Origin of the sequence: Pantoea sp. BJFS-204 (assembly GCF_049310725.1) — a bacterium.
In the GTDB taxonomy this organism is placed as follows: domain Bacteria; phylum Pseudomonadota; class Gammaproteobacteria; order Enterobacterales; family Enterobacteriaceae; genus Pantoea; species Pantoea agglomerans.
Window position 1 is genome coordinate 805,434 of the sequence record NZ_JBMOWE010000002.1, and the last position, 25,246, is coordinate 830,679.

Genomic DNA, 25,246 nt, shown 5'->3' on the forward strand with positions numbered 1-25,246 from the left:
CTTTTTTTAAGTCAGGTCGCTGTTACAGCGCCATGTCGTGCTTAGCTGAAGGCGCTGCCTGCTCAGGCTGTGCTGCTGGCGCCTCGGCTGCTTTGCCATCCATGTTGATAACCGGCGGCGTGGTCAGCTGCAGAGTTGCAGCGGTGTCATTCCATACCTGCTGCAGCATCGGCACATTGTCATTCAGTTTCTGACCGTAGCCTGGGATCATCTTGTGGATTTTGGCCTGCCATTCCGCTGACTTAAACTCTTCCGGGAACAGTTTCTGCATCACGCTTAACGCGATAGGCGCAGCGGTCGATGCACCAGGAGAAGCACCCAGCAGTGCCGCCACGGTTTTCTGCTGATCGGTCACAATTTCTGTACCCAGTTTCAGCACGCCACCTTTGTCAGCATCTTTCTTGATGATCTGTACGCGCTGGCCAGCCTGAATCAGTTTCCAGTCCTCTTTCTTCGCGTCCGGATAGTACTCTTTCAGCGCTTCGAAGCGATCTTCTTCTGTCAGCATCACCTGGCCAACCAGGTATTTCACCAGTTCGAAGTTATCCATACCCACATCGGTCATTGGCACGATGTTATGGGTAGTGGTGGTGCTCAGCAGGTCAAACAGTGAACCATTTTTCAGGAACTTGGTTGAGAAGGTCGCGAACGGTCCAAACAGCACGACGCGTTTGCCATCCAGATAACGGGTATCCAGATGCGGAACGGACATCGGTGGTGCACCGGTAGACGCCTGACCGTAGACTTTCGCCAGGTGACGATCGGCAATCGCCTTGTTTTCGGTTACCAGGAATGAACCGCCGACCGGGAAGCCTGCATAGTTTTCCGCTTCCGGGATGCCGGTTTTCTGCAGTAATTTCAGCGCGCCGCCGCCAGCACCAATAAAGACATATTTCGCGTCAACTGCACGCTCGTTGCCGTTTTTGGCATCTTTAATGGTGACGTGCCATGAGTTATCACCGTTACGTTTGAAATCGGTGACTTCAGACGAGGTTTCCAGACGGAAGTTGTCATTCTTCTTCAGGCTGCCGATTAGCTGACGGGTAATTTCACCGTAGTTTACGTCGGTGCCAACTGGCGTCCAGGTTGCGGCCACTTTCTGCTGGGGATCACGACCTTCCATCACCAGCGGTGCCCACTGCTCGATCTGCTTGTGATCGGTAGAGAACTTCATGCCCTGGAACAGCGCGGTTTTCTGTAACGCCGCATAGCGTTTAGTCAGGAAGTCGACGTTGTCGCCCCAGACGAAGCTCATGTGTGGCGTTGAGTTGATGAAAGAGCGCGGATCGTGCATCACGCCCTCTTTGATCTGCGAACTCCAGAACTGGCGTGAAACCATGAAGGCTTCGTTGATTTCCAGCGCTTTCGTCACGTCGATCGAGCCGTCTTTACGCTCTGGCGTATAGTTCAGCTCCATATTGGCAGAGTGACCGGTACCGGCGTTGTTCCAGCCGTTAGAGGATTCCAGTGCCACACCATCCAGCTTCTCAACCATGATCTGTTTCCAGCCAGGCTGCAGCTCTTCCAGCATGGTGCCCATTGAGGCGCTCATGATGCCGCCACCAATTAACAGGACGTCGGTTTTTTCTGGTGAAGTTTCAGCATGCAGTGCTGAAGAAACTAACAAGGCCGCGAGGGAAAGAGTGGGGATTACTTTCTTTGAATTCATCATTTTAATCTACAGCTCAGACGGTACTGGTTAAAAAAAGTCCTTAAAGTTTAAAATAATGTTATTTGTGAGTTAATGTGAAAATAGTTATAAAATTAAAAATAGCAATTTAGCCTTAATTTAATTACAAAAGGCTTACCGAATTGCTCACATATTTTAACCACACATTAAGGGTGTCCTTTGAATTATACAATCCCCTAACACAAATATTGTTCTCCGGCGATTGCCCGCGCGCAGACCGCTAAAACTGTACTGATGCGGTCAGTTAGCGTATGTTTCCGGGCGATCTCCCACCCGTGCTGAACGCCAATGACAAGCCAACCACAGAACCGACATGCCGTGACTAAACGACCCATGAAACTCAGTACCCTGACCACCCTGATGATGACCGCGGTTATCGTCACCGTGCTGCTCGCTGTCCATCTGCTCTATTTTGTGCAGATCGATAACTTTGCTCAGTCGCATCTTAAAGATAAGGCGATGGCAGTGGCACGCACTCTGGCAGACAGCCCTGAAGTGCAGCGTGGGTTACTGTTACCGGACGGCAGCAGCCAGATTCAGCCACTGGCTGAAGCTGCGCGCAAACGCAACGGCCTGCTGTTTGTGGTGGTGACGGATATGCGTGGCATTCGCTTTTCACACCCGAACGCGGCGGTGATTGGCAAACATTTTGTCGGCAACGATATCTATCCGGCCCTCAGCGGGCGGGAAAATGTGGCAGTAAATCACGGCGTGCTGGTAGAGGCACTGCGGGTATTTACCCCGGTCTATAACGCAGAGCATCAGCAGATTGGCGTGGTGGCGATCGGCATCGCACTAAATGATGTGGCGGCGCAGATTGCCAAAAGCCGCTGGAACATCGTCTGGACTGTCTTATTTGGCGGCCTGGTGGGTCTGCTGGGGATTCTTATTCTGGTCAGACGCCTGAAGAGCATATTGCTCGGGCTGGAGCCGCATGAAATCTCCAGCCTGTTCGAGCAGCGTCAGGCGATCCTCAATTCTATTAAAGAGGGTGTGATTGCGGTAGATGATGAGTCACGCGTCAGCCTGATTAACCACGCGGCGCAGCAGCTGCTGCATGAGACCACCCGCAAGATGCCATTAAGCGGCGATCTGATTGCTGAAGAGAGCGTAATGCACCGCCATCAGCAGGATGCGCTGCATGCGGGCAAAGCCTGGCACGATCAGGAGCTGACGCTGGGTAATCGCATCCTGATCAGCAATACCGTGCCGGTTCGCAGTCGTGACCGCATTATCGGCGCGGTGACCACCTTCAGGGACAAGACCGAAATCAGCCAGCTGATGCAGCGTCTGGACGGCATGGTAAACTATGTAGACGCGTTACGTGAACGTTCCCATGAGTTCATGAACAAGCTGCATGTCATTCTGGGCCTGCTGCATATGAAAAACTATGCGCAGATGGAAGAGTACATCCTGAAAACCGCCAACGCCTATCAGACGGAGATTGGTTCGCTGCTGCAAAAGATCAAATCGCCCATCATTGCGGGTTTCCTGCTCAGCAAAATCAACCGGGTGACCGATGAAGGCCATCAGCTGATTATCGATGAGGCGAGTTTTCTGCCCGACTGCGGCAGCGAGGAGCAGAGCGCGGTACTGATTACGGTGCTGGGCAATTTAATTGAAAATGCGCTTGAGGCGCTGGACCCGGAAACCGAAGGGGAGATCCACCTCATGCTGCATTATCAGAATGGCTGGTTAGCCTGTGAAGTGAGTGATGACGGACCCGGGATCGACGCTACGCAGCTCAGCGCCATTTTTGAGCGTGGCGTCTCGTCAAAAGGCGAAGATCGCGGTGTCGGATTGTTTCTGGTTAAGCAGCAGACCGAAAGCCTGGGCGGCAGTGTCAGTGTCGAGTCGGAACCGGGTGTATTCACCCAATTCTTAGTACAACTTCCGTGGGAGAGAGGAATGATTACCCAATGATCAATGTGTTAGTTGTCGATGATGACGCCATGGTAGCCGAGCTGAATCGCTGTTATATCGGGCAGATCCCAGGCTTTACCTGCTGCGGCACCGCCTCAACCTTACAGCAGGCCAAAGAGCGGCTGGCGCAGGCCGAACCTCAGGTTGATCTGATCCTGCTGGATATCTATATGCAGCAGGAGAACGGTCTCGACCTGTTGCCGGAACTGCGCAGCGCAGGACGTCCGGTTGACGTGATTATTATCTCGTCAGCAGCAGATGCCGCCACCATCAAAACCTCACTCAACTACGGTGTGGTGGATTATCTGATCAAGCCTTTCCAGTTTGCCCGCTTTGAAGAGGCGCTGACTGGCTGGCGACAGAAAAAATCGCTGATGGATAATCATCAGTTCTATCAGCAGTCGGACGTTGATCAGTTGTTGCATGGCAATCCGCCGGGGGCCAGCGAGCAGAAGCGACTGCCGAAAGGATTAACACCGCAGACGCTGCGCACGCTGTGTCTGTGGATCGACGCCCATCCGGGTACCGAGTTCTCCACCGACGAACTGGCAACCGAGGTGAATATCTCTCGCGTCTCCTGCCGCAAGTATCTGATCTGGCTGGCGCAGATTAATATTCTGTTCACCAGCATTCATTATGGGGTCACGGGCCGTCCGGTTTATCGCTATCGCCTGCAGCCGGAGTATCACACTTTACTCAAACAATATTGTCAGTGAACCAGCCGGTAATCGGTGTCCAGTAACTGAAAAGAAAAGTGACGTTGTGACGAGCAGATCACCTGCCTGTCACGGGTCACAAATATCGCTTCAATGCCCGGTTGCTCCGCCAGGCAGGCAATGCCCTGTTCAACGCCGAGGCCGTAAAGCAGTGTGGTGTAGATGTCGCCATCCAGTGAACGTTCAGAGATCACGGTGACGCTCAGCAGGTCGTTATCCAGCGGATAACCGCTACGCGGGTCGAGGATATGGTGATAACAGACGCCATCCAGCTCGAAATAACGCTCATAGATACCGGATGTCACCACCGAGCGATTATTCACCCCGATCACCCCGATCAGCTCATCGGCCTCACCAAACGGTTTTTTCAGGCCGATTGACCAGCCCGCCTCTTCTGGCGGCGCACCCACCGTCTGCACGTTTCCGCCCAGATTAATCAGCGCACTGCTGACCTGCTGCTGGCGCAAAAAAGCCTGCACAACATCGGCGATATAGCCTTTGGCGATGGCGCCCAGGTCGATCTCCATCCCCGGCAGGGCCAGCATGACACTGCGGCTTACGTCATCAAGAATAACATCATGCGGATTCGTCAGCGCCATGCGCGCCTGAAGTTCTGTCTCTGATGGAACACGGTGGCCCTGAAAGCCGATTTTCCAGCACTTCACCAGCGGGCCGATAGCCAGATTAAACAGGCTGTCGGGCAGCAGGCTCACCGCATGCGCGCAGGCGATCAGGTCAAACACCGGCTGACTCACGACCACCGGATGCTGCCCTGCCGCGTGATTAATCGCCATCACTTCCGACGCCCCGCGGTTAACCGTGAAGAGATTCTCCTGCTGTTTAATCAGACGGAAGACCTGTCCGGCCAGGGTCTGATTATCGTCGAAGAGTTTGAGCAGGATGGGTGAACCCATTAAGACAGCGGAGTAAGCATAGACACGCGCATCAGTTAACATAGGCGACTCTGCTTGAAAAAGAAAAGAGCGGCATCCGCAGAGCGCGGATGCCGGAGACGACCCTTAACGTCGGGCGTAAGCGGCGGCGTTACCACCGGCCAGAATGCCAAAGATAATGATATCGGCGACTGCGTTACCGCCGATGCGGTTCGCGCCGTGGATGCCGCCAACCACCTCGCCACAGGCCCAGGCGCCGTTAATCACCTGTTTCTGGCTGTCCAGCACCGCAGTGGTGGTGTCGATGGTGACGCCGCCCATGGTGTGGTGTACGCCCGGTGCAACACGAATCGCGTAGAACGGCGCTTCACTCAGAGGATGACGCAGCGCGGTCTGACGACCGAAGTCTTCATCTTTCTGCATGATAACGAAGTTGTTGTAACGGGCCAGCGTGGCTTCCAGCGTATGATGCTCACTCATGTTGAGTTTCACCGCCAGTTCTGCCACGGTTGGCGCGCTGACCACAAAGCCTTTGGCGATATATTCGTCAGCCGCTTTGTTATTCATCCGCACCTGCTCGTCAAACACAATCCAGGCACTCTTCTCTGGCAAGGCGATAATCTGCGCCGAGACTTTATCGCGGGTTTCCATTTCGTTGTAGAAGCGCTCACCCGCCTGACTGACCAGGATAGCACCGCCGCCACGAATGGATTCGGAGACCAGATAAGAGGTGGTCTGTTCAACCGTTGGGTGAATCTGGATTTCGCCCATGTCCACGGTTCCGGCACCAATTTTTTCCAGCATGGCAATACCGCTGCCGGTGGCGCCTTTGTGGTTGGTGGTGACAAAGCCATCGAGTTCAGGGCGATATTTTACTACAAGTTCCCGGTTCGCACTGAATCCGCCGGTCGCCACAATCACGCTTTTCGCGTTCAGGATACGGCTGTCGTTGTACTCATCGACCACTCTCACACCCGCTACCGCGCCGTTCTCATAGAGGATTTCTGAGACTGAGGTTTCCAGCAGGACTTCGATGTTGCGGCTGTTGATGTTTTTAACCAGACCGCTGATCAGGAAGCCACCCACCGCTGAACGATCCGCCGGACGGTGGGTACGATCGATGCTCATCCCGCCGGTAATGGTGATGTCGTTAAGCTCAATGCCGTGATTCGCCAGCCACTCAATCGCCTCCGGTGCCAGCTCTACAAACTCACGTAGCAGCACCGGATTATTTTTAAACTGACCGCCTTTCAGCGTCTCCTCGTAGAACAGCTCTTTGCTGTCTTCGATGCCTTTGAGTTTCTGGAAACGGGTTTCCGCGGCGTTCATGCCCACTGAAGCTTTAATGGTGTTACCGCCGATGGTCGGCATCTTCTCGATGATGACCACGCGCGCACCTTCATCGTGCGCCTGAATCGCCGCCGCAAGACCGGCGCCGCCGCTGCCCACAATCACCACATCGTAATTCTGCGGTGCGTTAGGGTTGCCGCCCTCTTCAATCACATGCTCTTTGCTGGAGGTGGTCAGCGCGCGTGAAACCGCTTTTTTCAGCGCCTCACTCTGGGTAGTCGCCCCGGTAATCGCATCGACGTGCGGGCTGTTAGCCACCAGGATGCGGCTACGCAGGCTTTCAAAGGTGGTGGTGAAGTCCACATCCAGGGTGTCATCCGGCACCAGCGAGATGTCGGTGATACGGTCAGTATCCAGCGTGACGTTGATTTTCAGTTTCAGCGCTTCGGCTTCGACTTTTTCCTGATAGACGCCCGCTTTGTATTTACGGCCCGATTCACTCATGTCGCGGATCATCGCATCGACCAGGGAGAAGCGCCACAGCGGTTCCGGGATCTGCAGCTCTTCGCGTTTGTTGCTGTCGATGTAGAGATCAAGGTGTTCGTTATTGATGATGCGGTCAGCCCAGTTCGGGTAAGCGATGCAGGCTTTACCAATCGCCACCAGATCGTAGCCTTTCTCCAGCGCCAGCTCGGCATCGGCTTTATTGACGACGCCGCCAACACCAATCACCGGTACTTTTGCCAGCACAGGCGAACGCATCGCGACGAATTTCTCAATCAGCGGCGTCGGATCCTGAGTATCGACAATTGACGGACGCAGCAGCTGACCTACCGAGAAATGGACGTAATCGAGTCCACGCGCCGCCAGTTTTTCCAGCAGATAGAGTGTGTCGTCAAAGCGAATGCCGGGCACTTCGATCTCTTCCGGGGAGAAGCGATAGCCGATGATGAAAGAGTTATGGGCGAAGCGCTCAGCCATCTTGTGGGTGATTTCCAGCACTTCCAGCGGGAAGCGTGCGCGGTTATCGCGGCTGCCGCCCCACTTGTCATCGCGCTGGTTAGAGTTCGGCGAATAGAACTGCTGAATCAGGTAGGTGTTAGCACCATGAATTTCGACGCCATCGAAACCGGCCTTGATAGCGCGGTTCACCGCATCACCAAATTTGGTGATCATGGTTTCGACTTCTTCGGCGCTCAGCGCCAGGGGTTTGGTTGCACCTTCACGCGGTGCCGCGATGGCGCTTGGCGCAACCGGCGTTTTGCCACCAATCAGCTCCGGTTCCACCATACGGCCGCCGTGATAGATCTGCAAAATGGCCGTAGAGCCTTCAGATTTAATCGCGTCCGCAATGCGTTTCAGACCAGGGATTTTGTTGTCGCTGTCGATAGCAATGGCACCCGGAAATGCCGGGCCACGGTTGTCAATGAAGCAGCATTCAACGATCACGGTTCCGATGCTGCCTGCACGTGCGCGATAGTACTCGACCAGCTCACTGGTGACCGTACCGTCATAAAAGCCGGTACAGGTGGTCATCGGTGCCATTACCAGTCGGTTTTTCAACACAGCGCCATTAGGCAGGGTCAGTGGATTAAGGATAGGGGTGAGAGATTTCATTGCGATAAACTCCAAGATTTAAAAGTCTGGAAATTTTTTAGCGGACGCAAATTATCGCTTAATTAAGTGGTCCGATGTCATGAGACTAATATACCCTTTTCTTTGCTTTCATAAGCGATAAATTTACTTTTTTAACTTTTAAATGATTTAGAGTTTTTATTTGCCGAATGCATAAAGTGAAGTTATATTAATTGTTAACCATGGGTAACCAAAAATCAACCATTCGTTTACATAAAAAATAAATCGTTTATCATCATGCAGTTAAAGCAAGGCATTCAGTTTGCGTGAGCTGGTGATTTGTCGACCAGCTTCACATAACTGTCAAAATGTCGATGCCGTAAATATAAATAAAAAATAAATGTTAAAAATGGGGAATAATGAATTAATTTCTTTGATCTGGATCAAAATCTATATTTGCAAAAATCGCATCATATTTACATGGATTTAAAAATGCAGCTCAATAGCTAAGCAGTCGATTAAAAAATCAGTGCATCGCGGTTTATTCACACTATTAAGAATAAGAAAGAAAGTCATCAGTGAAGGTCCGGGGCGCAAATCGCATTCTTCTTAACTTGCAGATAAAATACTATGAAACCACTCTCAGCTGTAACTGAACCCCCAAAAGTCGCACCTGCGGCGCCGGGTAAAAAGAAAGCTATCATGCTTGCTCTGCCGGTGCTCGTTGCCGTGTTGCTGTTGCTGGTGCCCACACCAGCCGGACTCGAACCCTACGCCTGGCACTTCTTCGCCATCTTCGTCGGCGTGATTGTCGGATTGATCTTTGAACCCCTGCCAGGCGCGGTGATCGGCCTGACCGGCGTGGTAGTCATCGCGCTGTTCAGCCAGTTTCTGCTCTTCAGCCCGGCTGAACTGGCTAACCCGAAATTCAAAGTCGCCAGTGAGTCGTTCAAATGGGCGGTAAGTGGGTTCGGCAACTCCACGGTCTGGCTGATCTTCGGTGCCTTTATGTTCGCCGCAGGTTATGACAAAACGCAGTTTGGTCGCCGCCTGGCCCTGATTCTGGTGAAGTATCTGGGTCGCCGCAGTCTGACGCTGGGTTATGCCATTACCTTTGCTGACCTGCTTCTTGCGCCCTTTACGCCGTCAAACACCGCGCGCAGTGGCGGTACCATCTACCCGATTATTGCCAACCTGCCGCCGCTTTACGGCTCTAAACCTAACGACCCGAGCGCCCGTAAAATCGGTTCCTATCTGATGTGGGTGGCGATTACCGCGGCCTGTATTACCAGCTCCATGTTCCTCTCTGCGCTGGCACCCAACCTGCTGGCACTGGCACTGGTAAAAAGCATCGTCGGTTTTGATATCTCATGGGGCATGTGGTTCCTGGCCTTCCTGCCGCTGGGTGTGCTGCTGATTCTGACCATGCCGCTGCTGGCTTACTGGTTCTACCCACCTGAAGTTAAAATCAATGATGAAGTGCCGAAATGGGCCATCGCTGAACTGGAAAAACTGGGCAGACTGACCCGCAATGAAATCCTGCTGCTGGTGTTTGTAGTCTGTGCACTGCTGATGTGGATTTTCGCCACCTCGTGGATCGAACCTGCCATGGCGGCGCTGTTGGTGGTCGTTCTGATGTTGTGGACCGGCGTACTGACCTGGAATGACATCACCAGTAATAAACCGGCCTGGAACACCTTTGCCTGGTTCGCCACCCTGGTGGCACTGGCCGATGGTCTGGCCCGCGTTGGCTTTATTACCTGGTTAGGTAAAGAGGGTGGCATGCTGCTGCAGGGTTATGACCCACAGGTTTCGGCCGTGGTGCTGTTAATCGCCTTCTTCCTGCTGCACTACCTTTTTGCCAGTACCACCGCACACACCACCGCGCTGTTACCGGCCATGCTGACCATTGCAGCCTCCATTCCGGGCATCAATATGCCGGTCTTCTGCCTGATGTTGTGTACCTCTCTGGGTGTGATGGGCATCATCACGCCATACGGTACTGGTCCAAGCCCGATTTACTACGGCAGCGGTTATCTGCCTACCAAAGACTACTGGCGTCTGGGAACCATCTTCGGTGCCATCTTCTTAGGCTCCATGATGCTGATTGCCTATCCGTGGATGGTGTGGTTGTTCTGACGGATACAACATGCAGATCAACGCGTTATAAGATACCATTCCTGCACTTCCCCACCGCACCCGCGGTGGGGAAGCATAATAAACAATTAATTCGCCTATGATGTTGCGCCCCGCAGCCTGTCCGCGGAGGTTCAGCCGGTCATTAAGTGAGAAAAAATGTCGAACAAGCCTTTTGTCTATCAGAACCCTTTCCCGCTGTCCCACGAAGATACCGAATACTATCTGCTGAGTCGTGAGCATGTCTCCGTCTCCGAGTTTGAAGGTCAGGAAATCCTTAAAGTCGATCCGCAGGCGCTGACGTTACTCAGCCAGCAGGCGTTCCACGACGCCTCTTTTATGCTGCGTCCGGCCCACCAGCAGCAGGTCGCCTCCATCCTTGATGACCCGGAAGCCAGCGACAATGATAAATATGTCGCCCTGCAGTTTTTAAGGAACTCTGAAATTGCCGCCAAAGGCGTGCTGCCAACCTGTCAGGATACCGGCACCGCGATCATCATGGGCAAAAAGGGCCAGCGCGTCTGGACCGGCGGCGGTGATGAAGCTGCGCTGTCACAGGGTATCTACAACACCTATATCGAAGATAACCTGCGCTATTCGCAGAATGCCGCTCTGGATATGTATAAAGAGGTGAATACCGGCACTAACCTGCCAGCGCAGATCGACCTCTACAGCGTGGATGGCGATGAGTATAAGTTCCTCTGTATCGCTAAAGGTGGTGGTTCCGCCAATAAAACCTATCTCTATCAGGAAACCAAAGCGCTGCTGAGCCCGGGCAAGCTGAAAAATTACCTGGTAGATAAGATGCGTACCCTCGGCACCGCAGCCTGTCCGCCCTACCATATTGCGTTTGTCATCGGCGGCACCTCGGCAGAAAGCACCCTGAAAACCGTGAAGCTCGCCTCAACTCACTATTACGACGGGCTGCCCACTGAAGGCAACGAGCACGGTCAGGCGTTCCGCGACGTTCAGCTGGAGCAGGAACTGCTGGAAGCGGCGCAGCAGCTCGGTCTGGGTGCGCAGTTTGGCGGCAAATATTTTGCACACGATATCCGCGTGGTGCGTCTGCCACGTCACGGCGCCTCCTGCCCGATCGGTATGGGCGTCTCCTGCTCGGCTGACCGTAACATCAAAGCGAAGATTAACCGTGAAGGTATCTGGATTGAGAAACTGGAAGCCAACCCAGGCCGCCTGATCCCGGAAGCACTGCGTCAGCAGGGCGAAGGTGAAGCGTTGCAGGTTGATCTCAACCGCCCAATGGAAGAGATTCTGGCGCAACTGTCCGCTTATCCGGTTTCAACCCGCCTGTCACTGACCGGCACTATTATCGTGGCGCGCGATATTGCACATGCAAAACTCAAAGAGCGCATCGATAACGGCGAAGGATTACCGCAGTACATCAAAGATCATCCGGTCTATTACGCTGGCCCGGCGAAGACGCCTGAAGGTTATGCTTCTGGTTCACTCGGCCCGACCACTGCCGGTCGTATGGATTCCTACGTGGATCTACTGCAGGCGCACGGCGGAAGTAAGATCATGCTGGCCAAGGGCAATCGCAGCCAGCAGGTGACGGATGCCTGTCATAAACATGGCGGCTTCTATCTCGGCAGCATTGGTGGTCCGGCAGCGGTGCTGGCGCAGCAGAGCATCAAAAGTCTGGAATGCGTGGAGTATCCCGAGCTGGGAATGGAAGCAATCTGGAAAATCGAGGTGGAGAACTTCCCTGCCTTTATCCTGGTCGATGACAAAGGTAACGATTTCTTCCAGCACATTGAGCGCGCGCACTGCGCGAAATGCGTTAAGTAACGAAAAAGACCTTTAATCGAACAGCCTCCGAAAGGCAGGACGCAGGAGATTTTAAAAATTTCCCCGGCTAATCAATTTCAGGTTGGCCGGGGAACCCAACATAAATTCGCAACTCTTTTATCTGACAACTTTTCCCGGGATAGCTAACCCCCCTTCAGAACTCACGGGAAAGTGTCAAATATCCGTTGAATCGGACAGAGCACTCATCGTTATTTAGTATACTGGAGACAATATATACATTTTTTGCGCCTTTCACGTTGGTATAGGTGTATTTAACCGTCAGGTTCATTGCGCCGTTATTGTGGTAAATATCGAAGTAATCTTTGAGCAAGAGACCTTTACCTGTTTTAGCGTCTTTCTGCGCAAACTGATGCGCTAACGCATCGGAAACGAGGGAAAGATTTAGCACTTCAACTGTTGTTTTATCTCGCTCAATCCCATTAACACCTTCTTTGGTTATAGCAGATAAGAGCATCTCCTCCGCATAATGACCCCGAGCGGCGCATTCACTGCCAGGTGTATCTGCTGTGTAACCAGCGAACGGTAACAGGGCCAGGGCCAGACTCAGCACATAATGATTAATCACCGCACCACCTCCAGAATTGCGCCGTAATCTTTACTAACCAGTAAGCGTGTTGATGGTCCCATAATTATGCAGCCAGCAGAGGCAAAACCTCTGATGCCGTGGCGTTTGTCTCCGTGCATCCTGAATGTACCCATATCACGCTCATAAGCGTTGACGCTGAGCGGAACCAGAGTAATTGTGAGCGGGCCTTTGCTGGTTCCGGCACTGCCGATTCTCCAGGTTCCTCGCGGGATTGGACCCATACCACGAACCTGCTCGCGGTCAGGATTATTTTTGTTTGTAAGAATACCAGAGTAGCCTGTTTCAATTAACTTGCCATCGCGATATAACTCACCCGTACTTTGTTTATAAATCCATTTAGCCATTGTGATTTCCTTATGCTGTTTTCTGCTCTTCCAGGCTATCGGTGTGTTTAATATTGCCATCTGTATAATGCCAAGCTATTTGTTCATAACGCAGCCCGACATGCTCTACGTGACCGTGCCTTTCAAAATCCGGGTCTTTAGTATCGAACATAACCGTCACGACGTGACAAACCTTCACACACTCGAGTTTCGTTACGAAATACTCCTCTTCCTGACCGTTGTAATTGATGCGGTAGAAGCTGAACACTGCTTTTGCTAGCGTTTCCCCTGTTGTTAGCGCTTTATACAATTGCGGCGATGCGCTATCAATAGTTTTTTCAAAAGTATAAGCCTCATGTTGCCGCGCGCCTGTCACTGCACCTGTTGTGTCGTCCGTTGGAATAAATAAATTATGCTGCATCCCAGTTACCTCAATGCTTCCTTCGCGTTCAGTGACATCGACAGAGCCTTTTATTAATTTCCCTTCTTCATCGTAAAGCCACAGATATACTGGTATAGCCATTTAACACACTCCTTTGTCATATGAAGAGTGATAGTATCCTCCGCCTGCGCTCCCATTATGAAATGCTGAATGACATTTAATTAATGGCAATCAATAAAAACGCATATATTCCTCCATTTTCGGTCTGCTCACGCATCCTATCTTTGCCCTCAGGACACCCTCTTTTATTGTAATCTGAACTTAACCGGGCTGAAGCTAATGAGACGCAGACTGATGCGTTCAGAGTTATAGTGGGGAGCCCAGTGTCTATGACCTTCCTCTGCACAACTAATACTATCTGACTCCTCCAGAATGAAGTCCAGGGATTAAAGCGTGACGAAAAAGCTTTCAGCTATAGCGTTATTAAAGCAGTTTCACTTACACGAAGGAATCTGCACCACATATGCTGACCGAAGCTTTTAATGATAAGTTGTCATCTGGATCTGCAACCGCAGATTGATATGAAGCACAGGTGAATCAGCCGCTGATAGCCGCGTAAATGCCTTGACTGACATTTATTAACTCGCGCCGTGGCGGGAATTTCTGAACGACTTTCGGACATGACTTCAGTACTGAAGGGGTAAATTATCGGAGAGAGTTAACGCTTTTCGCCGCTAACATAAAATTCAGCTACCTCATTGCCTTCTTTTGATTAACGCTGCCACCGGTGCAGTCACGCTGTAAAATGCCTACGACCGGCCATTTCCATGAGCGATATTTTCAGACGGGATAACTACATGGCATATCATCGGCGTTCAGCCTTCAATTTGGCATTTGGCTGTTTTTCAGATAAATAATTGATGAATAACGGCGTGGGATTAACAGTCTAATAATGAGCAGAGATTCGGCGACCAACAACCTTACGCCAACGACATGACGGGCAGCAGCTTCACGGTAGCCATCCCTCTTATTCCTGGTAATGTCTGACTACCGTAAAACGTTATTCAGGAAAAGAGCCTGGACTCTTCCCTGAACTGCATCTGAATAAGTTGAGTTTCCAACTTTTTGAGGCAGTTTTTTAGCCTCGCTGCAGCCGCTGCAACGCCACATCAATCTGCACATCACCTTTGGTGAGTTCGATGATCTGATACTTAATCGCCGGATTTTCGATCAGGCCGACCAGTGTCGCCGCCACATCTTCGCGCGGGATCTCACCATACGGAATCGCCAGATCGGCATGAACCCGGCCGGTACCGGCTTCATCGGTCAGCGTACCCGGTCGCAGGATCACCCACTCCAGCTTACTCGCTACCAGCTCCGCATCCGCCAGACGCTTCACCCGCATGTAATTCTCAAATCCCTCTGAGGGAGTTTTACCGCGGCCCGCATCCGGGAAAGCGGAAACCAGCATAAAGCGTGATACTCCCGCCTGCTCTGCTGCGGCAACCGCCAGCTTCAGTCCTTCTCCGTCGATGGCATTGGTCAGCTCGATCCCGGCACCGCCCGCACCCGCCGTGAAGACAGCCACATCGTGACCGGTCATCAGATCTGCCAGTGCCGTCACGCTCAGTTGCTGAATATCGCCAGCCACTGGTTCAGCACCTGCGGCCTGCAGCGTCTCTGCCTGTTCCGGTTTGCGATGCAGCGCCGTTACTGTATGGCCTTTACTGCTCAGCTGACGGGTCAGCTTTTGGCCCACTTTGCCCGCTGCGCCGATAATGAAACATGTCGCCATAGAATCCAATCCTCCATTTACTGATTGAGTGCCAGAGTATAGCTAGCAGCCTGAAACAAAACAGGCGCCTGATGCGGCGCCTGCTGGGTTATTGCGGGATCACTTTTTCCGCTTTCAGCTTATCAAACAGCTGAGTAAAGGAGTCAAGCGTGCTGCGATAGCCGGTGAAGCCCGCTTTACGGCTCTTACTCATATCGGTAAAGGCTTCCATCGGACGTCCCAGGTCGGCATCGGTATGCCACCAGGAAGCCAGTCTGGTGACATCCGATTCACGCAACTGATGCTGCTCTGCAATCGCCTGCCACGCACTGGCGGCTTCCTGCATGCGATCTTCCAGCGGCATCATCTGCGCCGGGTATTCTGCTGCTTCAATGCCGAAATAGTCAGCCAGTTTTGGCCACATCCAGTTCCAGCGGAACACATCGCCGTTTACCGCATTGAAATCCTGATTAGCGGCATTAGGTGAGGTCGCCGCCCAGTGCAGTTGCTCAGCCAGCAGACCCGCATCGGTCATATCAACGACACCGTTCCACTGCTCAGGTGAGCCAGGGAAAATAAACGGCCAGCCTTTCTCTTTACACAGCGTTGCGTAGACCGCCAGCGTCTGACCCATATTCATCGCATTGCCCACGGCATAACCGATGATGGTGTGTGGGCGATGCACACTCCAGCGGTAGTCATACTTCTCTGCACCAGCGAACACTTCATCTTCCTGCGCGTAGTAGAAGTTATCGACCGGCTGACGGCCCTGCTCTTCACGGAACGGCGTGACAGGCACAGCGCCTTTGCCGTAAGCTTCAAACGGCCCCAGGTAGTGCTTCAGTCCGGTTACCAGTGCCACGTGCGAACCCTGTAAGCGGTCACCGAGTGCTTCAATCACATTCCGCACCATGCCGCCGTTAACGCGGATATTCTCTTTTTCATTTTCCTGACGCGCCCAGACGCTAAAGAACAGCGCATCCGGTTTCTCTGTTTTCAGCGCGTCCCGGACGGCATCCGCATCGGTCAGATCGGCCGTCAGGCTGGTGACACCTTCAGGTACCGCGCCACGTCCGCGTGACAGACCGCTGACCTGCCAGCCTTCCTTCTGTAATTTATCTGCCAGTCCGCGACCAATAACGCCACTGATGCCCACAATCAAAGCATGCTTTTTCATTTGATTTCTCCTCGTTTTGCGTAATGCTAAGCCTAATAGAGAATTCAGTTCTTATCTCTGGCATTTATTCACAGCATTCTCAACCTGAGTTCATTAATCGATGCACGATCATCGCCTCAAAGATATTCTGCCGTTTGTTGCCAGCGTAGAGTCTGGCAGTTTTACCGCCGCTGCGGAGCGTCTGCACGTGACGGGATCGGCGGTCAGTAAAAGCGTCAGCCGCCTGGAGACGCGATTAGGTTCGCGACTGCTGGAGCGCACCACACGGAGCCTGCACCTCACCGACGCGGGCAGCGCCTATTACCAGACCTGCCTGCGCATTCTGGAGGATCTGGCCGAAGCCGAAGCGGTGCTGGCGGCACAGCGAACCATTCCTTCCGGTCGCCTGCGCCTGGCGGTGCCCACCACCTATGGCCGCCTCAATGTGATGCCGCTGCTGATGCCCTTTTGTCAGCAACACCCGGAACTGGCTCTGAGCCTGAGTTTTTCTGACCGCTTTGTTGACCTGTTTGAAGAGGGCGTGGATGTGGCGGTACGGATCGGCGGCGCGCCCGACCTGCCTGCTTCGCTGGGCTGGCGCAATATGGGCCGCGAGCAGATGCAGTTCTGTGCCTCACCCGCTTATCTGGCACGTGAAGGACGACCTGAAGATGAGGCGGCGCTGCTGAACCACCGCGCCATCCTTTATGAGCGTGTAGATGGCAGCACCAAACCCTGGCTGTTCACCACCGAAGATGGTCAGCCGCACTGGCGCGAGGTGCCGTACCGGCTGGCACTGGGCGACGTCGATGCCCAGCTGCAGGCTGTCATCGCCGGGCTGGGTGTGGCACAAATGCCCTCGTGGCTGATTCAGCATGCCGTGAAACAGGGCGATCTGGAGATAATTTTGCCGCAGTTGCAGCCCGAGGGGCTGACGCTGAGCGTGGTGTGGCCACGCCGTAAACAGTTCCTGCCTAAGGTCGATGCACTGTTATCGGCGCTCACCGCGCTGGAAATCCGCTAACCCACCCTGCTATCTGTTTATCGCGGTTGGGATGTTTCATCCTGACTGCGATCATTTAATCTTTCTACACGCTGATTTCCCCCTGTTCTTCCCTGCCTGAACCGCCGGTAACTTATCGATCTCCCCTATAACCCGCTTAAATTTAATGTTTTTATTTTCGCCCTGATGGAATCCCATCAAAATAAAAATGGCGGAAGGGTTGAGCTCACATAATGAAAACTAAGTTTCAAATATAATTTAACCCGAAATAAAAATATCAGTAGGGTGATGTCTTCTTCATGTTCTGACGTTTTGTCTTTGCCGTTATTACCAGGAGTATTCATGGAAAAAGAACTTTATATCTCGTCGAACCCGGCATCCGGTCCAAATAGCACCACCCGCACCGAGCCTTTTGTGAAGATTATTGCGCTGGTCGCCACCCTGGGTGGATTGCTGTTTGGTTATGACACCGGTGTGGTCTCAGGCGCGTTGCTGTTTATGCGCGGCGATCTGCATCTCACCCCATTTACTACCGGGCTGGTCACCAGTTCCCTGCTGTTTGGTGCAGCCTTCGGCGCGCTGGCAGCCGGTCATCTGGCTGATGGCCTCGGCAGACGACGCATTATCATTGCGCTGGCGCTTATCTTCGCTTTTGGCGCTGTCGGCTCGGCGCTGGCGCCTGATGTCACCTGGATGATCGCTTCTCGCCTGTTCCTGGGCTTTGCCGTGGGGGGTGCTGCCGCGACCGTGCCGGTCTACATCGCAGAAATCGCCCCCGCCAATAAACGTGGCCAGCTGGTCACCCTGCAGGAGCTGATGATCGTCAGCGGTCAGCTGCTGGCGTACATCTCCAACGCCACCTTTAACGATATCTGGGGCGGCGAAAATACCTGGCGCTGGATGCTGGCGCTGTCGATTGTCCCCGCTGTTCTGCTCTGGATCGGCATGATTTTTATGCCTGAAACCCCGCGCTGGCACGTAATGAAAGGCCGCAGTCAGGCAGCGCGTGAGGTACTGGAAAAAACCCGCGCCGCCGACGATGTCGAGTGGGAACTGGAAGAGATTGAGGAAACCATTGAAGAGAACCGTCAGCGTGGCAAAGGCCGCCTGCGCGATCTCGCCACACCCTGGCTGATGAAAATCTTCCTGCTGGGCGTGGGTATTGCCGCCATCCAGCAGCTGACCGGGGTGAATACCATTATGTATTACGCCCCCACCATGCTGACCGCCGCCGGACTGAGCAACGATGCCGCGCTGTTCGCCACCATCGCCAATGGCGTGATCTCCGTGGTGATGACGCTGGCGGGTATCTGGCTAATCGGCAAAGTGGGACGCCGTCCGCTGGTGTTAATCGGACAGATGGGCTGCACCTGCTGCCTGTTCTTTATCGGGCTGGTCTGCTGGCTGATGCCGGAATACCTCAACGGCACGGTCAACCTGCTGCGGGCTTATCTGGTGCTGGCGGGGATGCTGATGTTTCTCTGCTTCCAGCAGGGCGCATTGTCACCCGTTACCTGGCTGCTGCTGTCGGAAATCTTCCCCGCCCGGATGCGTGGCATCTGTATGGGTGGCGCTGTCTTCTCACTGTGGATCGCCAACTTCGCCATCTCCATGGCCTTCCCGCTGTTATTAGCCGCATTTGGTCTGGCCGGAGCCTTCTTTATATTCGCGGCTATCGGCATCGGCGGTTCTGTTTTTGTTGTGAAGTTTATTCCCGAGACCCGGGGAAGAAGTCTTGAGCAGGTCGAGCACTATTTCTATGCGCTTTATAACGGCAACGGCAAGAAATAGTGCCTGAAACGTCCGTATTGAAAAACTCACGGCCCGCGTCATTACGCTGACTACCCGATTGCTATTAACACTGTACCCCCTACATTCAAGGAAATTATTATGAGCCTGAATATTCCCAACGCGCGCTTTTGCATCAACCGTAAAATTGCGCCCAGCCTCACCCTTCCGCAGTTCTTTAAACTGGTCAGCCAGCTCGGTATCCATAATGTCGAACTGCGTAATGATATGCCCAGCGGCCGCGTCACCGACGATCTCAGCGGCGACGAGGTAAAAGCTCTGGCGCGTGAGTCAGGCATCCGGATTGTGACCATCAATGCGCTCTATCCCTTTAATCAGCTGAATGAAGAGGTGCTGCAACGCACCCGCCAGCTGTTAAGTGATGCGCAGGCGGTCGGCGCTGAATCGCTGGTGCTCTGCCCGCTTAATGACGGCACGCCGATTAGCGCTGCAGACACCGTAAGCGCGCTGAAAACCCTGGCCCCGCTGTTCGCTGAGGCAGGTATTCAGGGGCTGGTGGAGCCGCTGGGCTTTCCGCAAAGCTCGCTGCGTTCGGCTACTCAGGCTCAGACGCTGATCCATGAAGCGGGTGTGCCATTCAGATTGCTGATCGATACCTTCCATCATCATCTGTTTGAAGATGCGGAACAGACTTTCGAACAGGAGATCGATATTCAGCAGATCGGTCTGATTCACCTTTCCGGCGTCACCGACCCGCGCCCGGTTAATCAGCTAACCGACGAAGAACGCATCATGCTCAGCGCGGAAGACCGCTTGCGCAGCAAGCAGCAGGTCGAGCGACTGGAGAAGATGGGTTACACCGGCCTTTACGCCTTTGAGCCGTTCTCCTCAGTGATGAACAGCTGGCAGGAAGCGGACATTGCCCGCGAAATTCGCGACAGCATCCAGCTGTTAAACCACTCAGCTTAAGGAATTATCATGACTATTAATATTGGCGTCATCGGCACCGGCGCAATCGGTCGCGAACACATCCGCCGTTGCAGCACCGTGTTACAGAATGCGCGCGTGGTGGCGCTTAACGATATCAACCGTGAAAACTGCCAGCAAATCGTTAATGAGCTGACGCCGGAAGCGCGCATTTATGACAATGCGATTGATCTGATTAACGATCCGCAGGTCAATGCGGTGCTGGTCACCTCCTGGGGCCCGACGCATGAAGCCTTTGTGCTGGCCTGCATTGAGGCGGGTAAAGCGGTGTTCTGCGAAAAACCGCTGGCGGTTACCGCGCAGGGCTGCATGAACATTGTGGAAGCAGAAATTAAGGCAGGACGTCAGCTGGTGCAGGTCGGGTTTATGCGCCCTTATGACAGCGGCTATCGTGCACTAAAAGCGGTGATCGACAGCGGCGAAATTGGCGAGCCTTTGATGCTGCACTGCGCACACCGCAACCCGGAAGTGGGCGACAGCTACACCACCGACATGGCGATCACCGACACCCTGATCCACGAACTCGATGTGCTGCGCTGGCTGCTGGATGATGATTATGCCAGCGTGCAGGTGATCTTCCCGCGTAAAACCCGTAAGGCGTCGTCACATCTGCGCGATCCGCAAATCGTGCTGCTTGAGACCACCAAAGGGGCGCGCATTGATGTCGAAATCTTCGTGAACTGTGAATATGGTTACGACATTCAGTGTGAAGTGGTGGGTGAAAGCGGCATTGCTCGTCTGCCGGAGCCGGTCTCTGTGCAGCTTCGCAGCGCGGCTAAGCTCTCCACCACCATTCTGACTGACTGGAAAAAGCGCTTTATCGATGCGTATGACGTGGAGTTACAGGCATTTATCAACAACGTCATCAGCGGTGAGATGACCGGTCCCTCCGCCTGGGATGGTTACGCCGCCGCGGTGGCCGCTGATGCCTGCGTCGCGGCCCAGACTTCCGGTGAGATTGTGCCGGTCACTATGCCAGCAAGACCGGCTTTTTATCGCTGATAGCAACGCTGCACGGCGGGTTCCGCCGTGCATTTCCCCCTCCGTTTCATCTTTTCCAGCGGCTCTTCACGCATCATCGGTAACCGGATAAAGCCGCCAGGCAGGATATTGAGTCATACCGGCCTGAGCGTGCAGCACTGCTCACTGCTAACTCATTATCACGGCGCAGTAATCACAATTGCCACACGCCGATTTTGCGCGCGTCCCTGTGCACTATTGTTACTGGTAACCGGTGCACTCATGCCTAATCCACGTGTGATAATATTTTCGCGCGGTATAGCAGCCCCTTCCGCCCACTGTGACGCGACTGCGTTAGCTCTTTTTAGCGACAGCTGTTGGTTATAATCCGGTTTGCCGTAATTATCGGTGTGCCCGTCAATTCGCACATGCTTAATACCGGTCGACGCCAGGTTTTTTGCCATCCCCTGAATGTTACTTTTGCTGGAGGGTGTAAGTTCTGATTCGTTTACACCAAACAGGATCTTGTCTGATAAGCCTAATCCCCAGCCTTCCCTATTTTGAGTGAATCCCGCACGCTTCATCGCTGCGATCTGCGCCTCACTAAAACGTTCTTTAGACTGACAACCGACCAGCGCCAAAATAAGCAGCATCAGGGAAATATTTTTTTTCATCTTTAAGCCTTATTTGTTCGCTTATTTTTGTACATATTCATGTCAGCGCGTTCGAGAATAGACTCAACCGTATCGCCGTGTTGTGACCAGGCGTAGCCAATGGTAACCGAGGTATTTATCGGCGTACCTTCTGCAAGGATGATTTTTTCCATGATGAGGTCATGGATGTCCTGCATGAGTTGCTGTAATTGCTCCTCACTGACCTGACTGCTCACCAGCATGGCAAATTCATCCCCACCTAACCGGGCAACTAGATCCTGTTCAGATGCCAGTGATAACAGCCGTGCTGCTATCGCTTTTAATACCTCATCCCCGGCGGCATGGCCCCAGTTATCGTTGATGCTTTTAAAGCGATCGCCATCAAGAAAGAGTAAGGCAAAACGCTCCTCAGCATATTGCTGGTCGAGAAGCCGCGAAAGGTGAGCAGCAAACGCGCTGCGGTTTGCAAGACCGGTTAACGGGTCCTCCAGCGCTTTGGCTGCCAGCGAGCGATTATCCCGCATAAGCGAAGCCTTCAGCGATTGCATTTCCCTCAGCAACGAATTCAGATCATCTGAAAATAGCTGAAACTCACTCGTCGTGCTCTCCGGTATACGCAAGGAAAAATCACCGGAATGAATCACATAGTGAATCGAACTGGTAATGTTGCGCAGCGTAGCGAGCATACCCCGATGCAGAAATTCACTCAGCAAAAGGGAGATAATCAGGACACATAGCATACCGCTGGTCAGAATCATGAAGGAGTATCGAATGAAACTCACCGCGCCGGTCACGGTGCCTTCCAGCGTTAATGTACCGACAGCAACGTCAGAGTGAATGATACTAACGTTAAGCGGTTTAAGATAAATCCACTCACGTAATAACCGCGAATACCAGCCCGTCTGCTCCTGCTGAGCATGCCAGTTGACCAGAACAATGTGATCTTTAGTGACCAGTTTCGCAGACGCGTACATCCCTTCATTGCCGAGCCGTGCAATCTTATTGTGCGCATCGTAACTGTCGGAAAAAACGGTCGCAGCGGTTAGCGTGGTGCTGAGGGTTGCGCCGATTAATTCAAGGTTTCGCTTCTCGTAATTTTTAATAAATAGCAGCGACGTCGAGGAGAGCAACAGCCAGCACAACAGTAATATCACCGCAGCGTTGATGGTGCTTATTTTTCGCAGTTTATTGCGTATCGATGATTTGTCATTTCTTAATTTATCGAATTTCATTTTATTCGCTTCTCTCGCGGGACAGCAAAAGCACGTCCGGACTCACCCTGACACCGCTTCTGGCAAGCGAATCAAGGTTAACGGAAAAAAGCGTGTGGCCCGGATGAAAAATCAGGCAAAACGCGGCGCCCCGCGTGCAATCCGCATTGTTCTCCGCGAGGGTAAGAACGGCTCTGCCCTTAAACTGCTGAATAAGGTCCACCTGCTGTTGTGACGTCTGATCGCCGAAATAGACGGCGTCGCATCTGTGCGACGGCAGGTCGCCTGCGCTGGCAAGATAAACAACGGTGAATGTGGATGCCGCAGAGGAGGCTGTGTCCGGCAAGGAGAGATGCCGGGCTGAAGAAAAAATACATAATTGAGGCGGTTGTTTTAAGCCCGTCCATTGAGTGAAGCTGATAATACCACTGACGATATCATTGGCTTTGTCATCTTTTATTTCGGCACTGGCAATATGAGGAATAAGCAGCAGCAAAATAAGTCCCGTATAAACGAGTTTGCAGATGTGGCGTATGAAAAGCAGCACATCGACGTCATGATGAATTTGATATTTATCGATCATACTGCGTTCCCAAAAATTCTACGCATGGCAGGACGCCTTAATAAGCGTGGAAATATTAGCATAGCGCTGGTTAAAATTGTACTTCTGGTTTGGTTCGCCACATACCCTGTTGGTGTACTTTTATCTGGCGTAAGAATCACTGTGCTATCAGTCAAAATAAGGTTTTAAAATTTCTTCTGTCCAGTGCATAAAGGCTCTGACACGCCGCGACAGATTTCGTCGGTGTGCGACAACAAAAAAGGCACTGAGCGGCTCAGGACGCAGATTGGGAAGGACTTCAACCAGCGCACCGCGTTCAATATAGGGCGCGAGTGTGGAGTAACCGCCCTGGATCAAGCCCAGCCCGGCCAGTCCCGCCTCATGATAGGCCGGTACGCTATTTACCCTTATGGCGCCGGGTAACATCAGCAATTGGTAGCCGTCATCCGCCGGATACTCCCAGCCATCTGGCTTCGAACCAAAGCTCCGCTGGTAATAGACCATCTGGTGTCCCTGATTGAGCAGATCATCAATCGTCTGCGGTACCCCGAAGCGCGCCAGATAGCCCGGACTGGCTGCATTGATCATGCGCAGCTGCCCCAGCGGGCGAGCAATAAGCGTGTCATCAACGATTGGCCCCAGACGGATGACACAATCAAACCCTTCATGAACTAAATCAACGCGCCGATCGGTACTTGAAAGCTCGATCTCCAGTTCAGGGTGTGCCTCCAGCAACTGAGGCAGCGCGGGGATTACCACGCATTGTGCCAGCACGGCAGGCATATCAACGCGTATCCTGCCCCGCAGTGACATCCCCTCGTGAGAGAACATGGACTGTAATTCTTCGGCTTCCGATAACAGATCGCGGGCGCGTGAGTAAAAAGCCCGTCCATCTTCCGTTAACTGCACTGTTCGCGTGGTGCGATGCAGAAGCGTGGCGCCTGTCTCCCTTTCGAGTTCGCGCACTACTAATGAGGCGCGTCCTTTCTGAATTCCCAGGCTTTCAGCTGCCTGAGTAAAACTCTTCATTTCCGCCACGCGTGCGAAAATAATCAGCGCCTCAAGGTTTTTCATTCATTGTTCCCCTTCAGAGTAACAGTGCGTTATTTCTTACGTTATTTATCACCATATTAATGGGTAATAGACTGCTTTCATACCGCGGATATTGCAGAACGCGATCTGAACGTTATGAAGGTGAATCGTCTCTCGGACGGCTTAACGCCGTTGCGAACTGCCATGCAGGTTTATGTACATAAGCACTGGCTCAGATCCCCGCATCATTCAGATCACTGTCGGTTCCGCGACAAACATGACCCAGGGTATCGGGAAGCACTCAGTGAAAAGGTTGTTACTCACCACTCAATCCGTTGACCCGAAGGAAGATTTGAAAGCTTAGCCCCCATTCCGGGTTTGGTGCACGCCAGTCGCGCTGCCTTACGCTGGATTTTATCCCCCTGTCAGGAAGGAAAAGAGAAATGAACAAAGGTTATTTAATCGCTCACGTGACCGTATCGGACCCTGTCGCATACGCTGACTATGCCAGAGCTGCAGGCGAAGCCATGCAGGCGTTTAATCCGAAGATCGTTGCCTGGTCAGGGCAGTATGAAAATCTGGAGGGAGAGGCGCATGAACGGCATGTGGTATTTGAGTTCGAATCTTTTGCCGAAGCCAAAGGTTTTTATGAAAGCCCTGCGTATCAGGCTGCCAGGCTGTTGCGTGCAGGGGCTGCGCACGGGACGTTTGTGCTGGTTGAAGGGGCAAGCCTTTAAACACTTCTCCGTCATGTGCCGCTGCAGACTCCAGCGGACCTGGGGCCCGCAGGATGTCATCAGCATGCAAAGTGGTGCCGG

21 protein-coding genes are annotated in these 25,246 nt (G+C 53.0%); 9 read left to right on the forward strand and 12 right to left on the reverse strand.

The features are described 5' to 3' along the window. Positions 1–22: 22 nt before the first annotated feature. Positions 23–1,672: a malate dehydrogenase (quinone) gene (mqo, locus tag ACO6VX_RS10550; RefSeq protein ID WP_422458113.1), complete on the reverse strand. Its 1,650-nt coding sequence runs from the start codon at positions 1,670–1,672 to the stop codon at positions 23–25. A 351-nt stretch (positions 1,673–2,023) separates the two neighbouring features. Here mqo and ACO6VX_RS10555 point away from each other — a divergent pair, with 351 nt between their 5' ends. Further along, a complete protein-coding gene (locus ACO6VX_RS10555; RefSeq protein ID WP_045140131.1) occupies positions 2,024–3,613 on the forward strand; it encodes a sensor histidine kinase in 1,590 nt (529 codons plus the stop codon). Beyond that, entirely contained in the window at positions 3,610–4,329 is a 720-nt protein-coding gene (gene dcuR / locus ACO6VX_RS10560) for a two-component system response regulator DcuR (RefSeq protein WP_009093030.1), read from the forward strand. The genes ACO6VX_RS10555 and dcuR overlap by 4 nt, the downstream gene beginning before the upstream one ends. On the opposite strand, the gene ACO6VX_RS10565 is transcribed toward dcuR, so the two are convergent. Together ACO6VX_RS10565 and ACO6VX_RS10570 are read right to left on the reverse strand one after the other, a co-directional pair. After that, the gene (locus ACO6VX_RS10565; protein ID WP_422458114.1) at positions 4,323–5,285 is read right to left on the reverse strand and encodes an FAD:protein FMN transferase; all 963 of its coding nucleotides are present in this window, start codon (positions 5,283–5,285) and stop codon (positions 4,323–4,325) included. The two genes, dcuR and ACO6VX_RS10565, sit on opposite strands and share 7 nt — an antisense overlap. Positions 5,286–5,348: 63 nt before the next feature. Beyond that, complete coding sequence (locus tag ACO6VX_RS10570) at positions 5,349–8,129, reverse strand: flavocytochrome c (protein ID WP_031592419.1); 2,781 nt, start codon at positions 8,127–8,129, stop codon at positions 5,349–5,351. A gap of 588 nt (positions 8,130–8,717) precedes the next feature. On the opposite strand from ACO6VX_RS10570, the gene ACO6VX_RS10575 reads away from it, so the two are divergent. Together ACO6VX_RS10575 and fumA are read left to right on the forward strand one after the other, a co-directional pair. Further along, positions 8,718–10,226, forward strand: coding sequence for an anion permease (locus ACO6VX_RS10575; RefSeq protein ID WP_010247273.1), 1,509 nt, complete (start codon positions 8,718–8,720; stop codon positions 10,224–10,226). Between the two features lie 156 nt (positions 10,227–10,382). After that, the gene (gene fumA, locus ACO6VX_RS10580; protein ID WP_022624760.1) at positions 10,383–12,029 is read left to right on the forward strand and encodes a class I fumarate hydratase FumA; all 1,647 of its coding nucleotides are present in this window, start codon (positions 10,383–10,385) and stop codon (positions 12,027–12,029) included. Between the two features lie 154 nt (positions 12,030–12,183). Here the strand turns inward: fumA and ACO6VX_RS10585 are convergent, their stop codons facing one another. From ACO6VX_RS10585 to ACO6VX_RS10605, 5 genes are all read right to left on the reverse strand, one after another. Further along, positions 12,184–12,615 carry a Shiga toxin A subunit gene (locus ACO6VX_RS10585; protein WP_235038343.1) on the reverse strand — a complete coding sequence of 144 codons (432 nt, stop codon included), beginning with the start codon at positions 12,613–12,615 and terminating at the stop codon, positions 12,184–12,186. After that, positions 12,612–12,980 (reverse strand): DUF2778 domain-containing protein, encoded by a 369-nt coding sequence (locus ACO6VX_RS10590; protein ID WP_045140134.1) that lies wholly within the window; start codon positions 12,978–12,980, stop codon positions 12,612–12,614. Before ACO6VX_RS10590 ends, ACO6VX_RS10585 begins: the two co-directional genes overlap by 4 nt. 10 nt (positions 12,981–12,990) lie before the next feature. Next, positions 12,991–13,482 (reverse strand): type VI secretion system tube protein TssD, encoded by a 492-nt coding sequence (tssD, locus tag ACO6VX_RS10595; protein WP_033760320.1) that lies wholly within the window; start codon positions 13,480–13,482, stop codon positions 12,991–12,993. A 997-nt stretch (positions 13,483–14,479) separates the two neighbouring features. After that, positions 14,480–15,136, reverse strand: coding sequence for an SDR family oxidoreductase (locus ACO6VX_RS10600; RefSeq protein ID WP_033768487.1), 657 nt, complete (start codon positions 15,134–15,136; stop codon positions 14,480–14,482). An 88-nt stretch (positions 15,137–15,224) separates the two neighbouring features. Then, the gene (locus ACO6VX_RS10605; protein ID WP_010247277.1) at positions 15,225–16,292 is read right to left on the reverse strand and encodes an SDR family oxidoreductase; all 1,068 of its coding nucleotides are present in this window, start codon (positions 16,290–16,292) and stop codon (positions 15,225–15,227) included. A gap of 100 nt (positions 16,293–16,392) precedes the next feature. Here ACO6VX_RS10605 and ACO6VX_RS10610 point away from each other — a divergent pair, with 100 nt between their 5' ends. The 4 genes from ACO6VX_RS10610 to ACO6VX_RS10625 all read left to right on the forward strand — a co-directional run bounded on the left by ACO6VX_RS10610 (position 16,393) and on the right by ACO6VX_RS10625 (position 21,012). Further along, positions 16,393–17,295 (forward strand): LysR family transcriptional regulator, encoded by a 903-nt coding sequence (locus ACO6VX_RS10610; RefSeq protein WP_033786949.1) that lies wholly within the window; start codon positions 16,393–16,395, stop codon positions 17,293–17,295. A gap of 321 nt (positions 17,296–17,616) precedes the next feature. Then, positions 17,617–19,065, forward strand: a complete 1,449-nt coding sequence (locus tag ACO6VX_RS10615) for a sugar porter family MFS transporter (protein WP_022624758.1) — start codon at positions 17,617–17,619, stop codon at positions 19,063–19,065. Between the two features lie 99 nt (positions 19,066–19,164). Further along, a complete protein-coding gene (locus ACO6VX_RS10620) occupies positions 19,165–19,992 on the forward strand; it encodes a TIM barrel protein (protein ID WP_064690751.1) in 828 nt (275 codons plus the stop codon). Positions 19,993–20,001: 9 nt separating this feature from the next. After that, the gene (locus ACO6VX_RS10625; RefSeq protein ID WP_010670304.1) at positions 20,002–21,012 is read left to right on the forward strand and encodes a Gfo/Idh/MocA family protein; all 1,011 of its coding nucleotides are present in this window, start codon (positions 20,002–20,004) and stop codon (positions 21,010–21,012) included. Between the two features lie 158 nt (positions 21,013–21,170). Here the strand turns inward: ACO6VX_RS10625 and ACO6VX_RS10630 are convergent, their stop codons facing one another. From ACO6VX_RS10630 to ACO6VX_RS10645, 4 genes are all read right to left on the reverse strand, one after another. After that, positions 21,171–21,644: an OmpA family protein gene (locus ACO6VX_RS10630; RefSeq protein WP_172609058.1), complete on the reverse strand. Its 474-nt coding sequence runs from the start codon at positions 21,642–21,644 to the stop codon at positions 21,171–21,173. A 2-nt stretch (positions 21,645–21,646) separates the two neighbouring features. After that, positions 21,647–22,855, reverse strand: coding sequence for a diguanylate cyclase domain-containing protein (locus tag ACO6VX_RS10635; RefSeq protein ID WP_033760306.1), 1,209 nt, complete (start codon positions 22,853–22,855; stop codon positions 21,647–21,649). Between the two features lies 1 nt (position 22,856). Further along, positions 22,857–23,417, reverse strand: coding sequence for a YfiR family protein (locus ACO6VX_RS10640; RefSeq protein ID WP_187500461.1), 561 nt, complete (start codon positions 23,415–23,417; stop codon positions 22,857–22,859). A gap of 147 nt (positions 23,418–23,564) precedes the next feature. After that, a complete protein-coding gene (locus ACO6VX_RS10645) occupies positions 23,565–24,470 on the reverse strand; it encodes a LysR family transcriptional regulator (RefSeq protein ID WP_422458115.1) in 906 nt (301 codons plus the stop codon). Between the two features lie 401 nt (positions 24,471–24,871). Here ACO6VX_RS10645 and ACO6VX_RS10650 point away from each other — a divergent pair, with 401 nt between their 5' ends. Beyond that, entirely contained in the window at positions 24,872–25,165 is a 294-nt protein-coding gene (locus ACO6VX_RS10650; protein WP_010670299.1) for a DUF1330 domain-containing protein, read from the forward strand. Positions 25,166–25,246 lie beyond the last annotated feature (81 nt).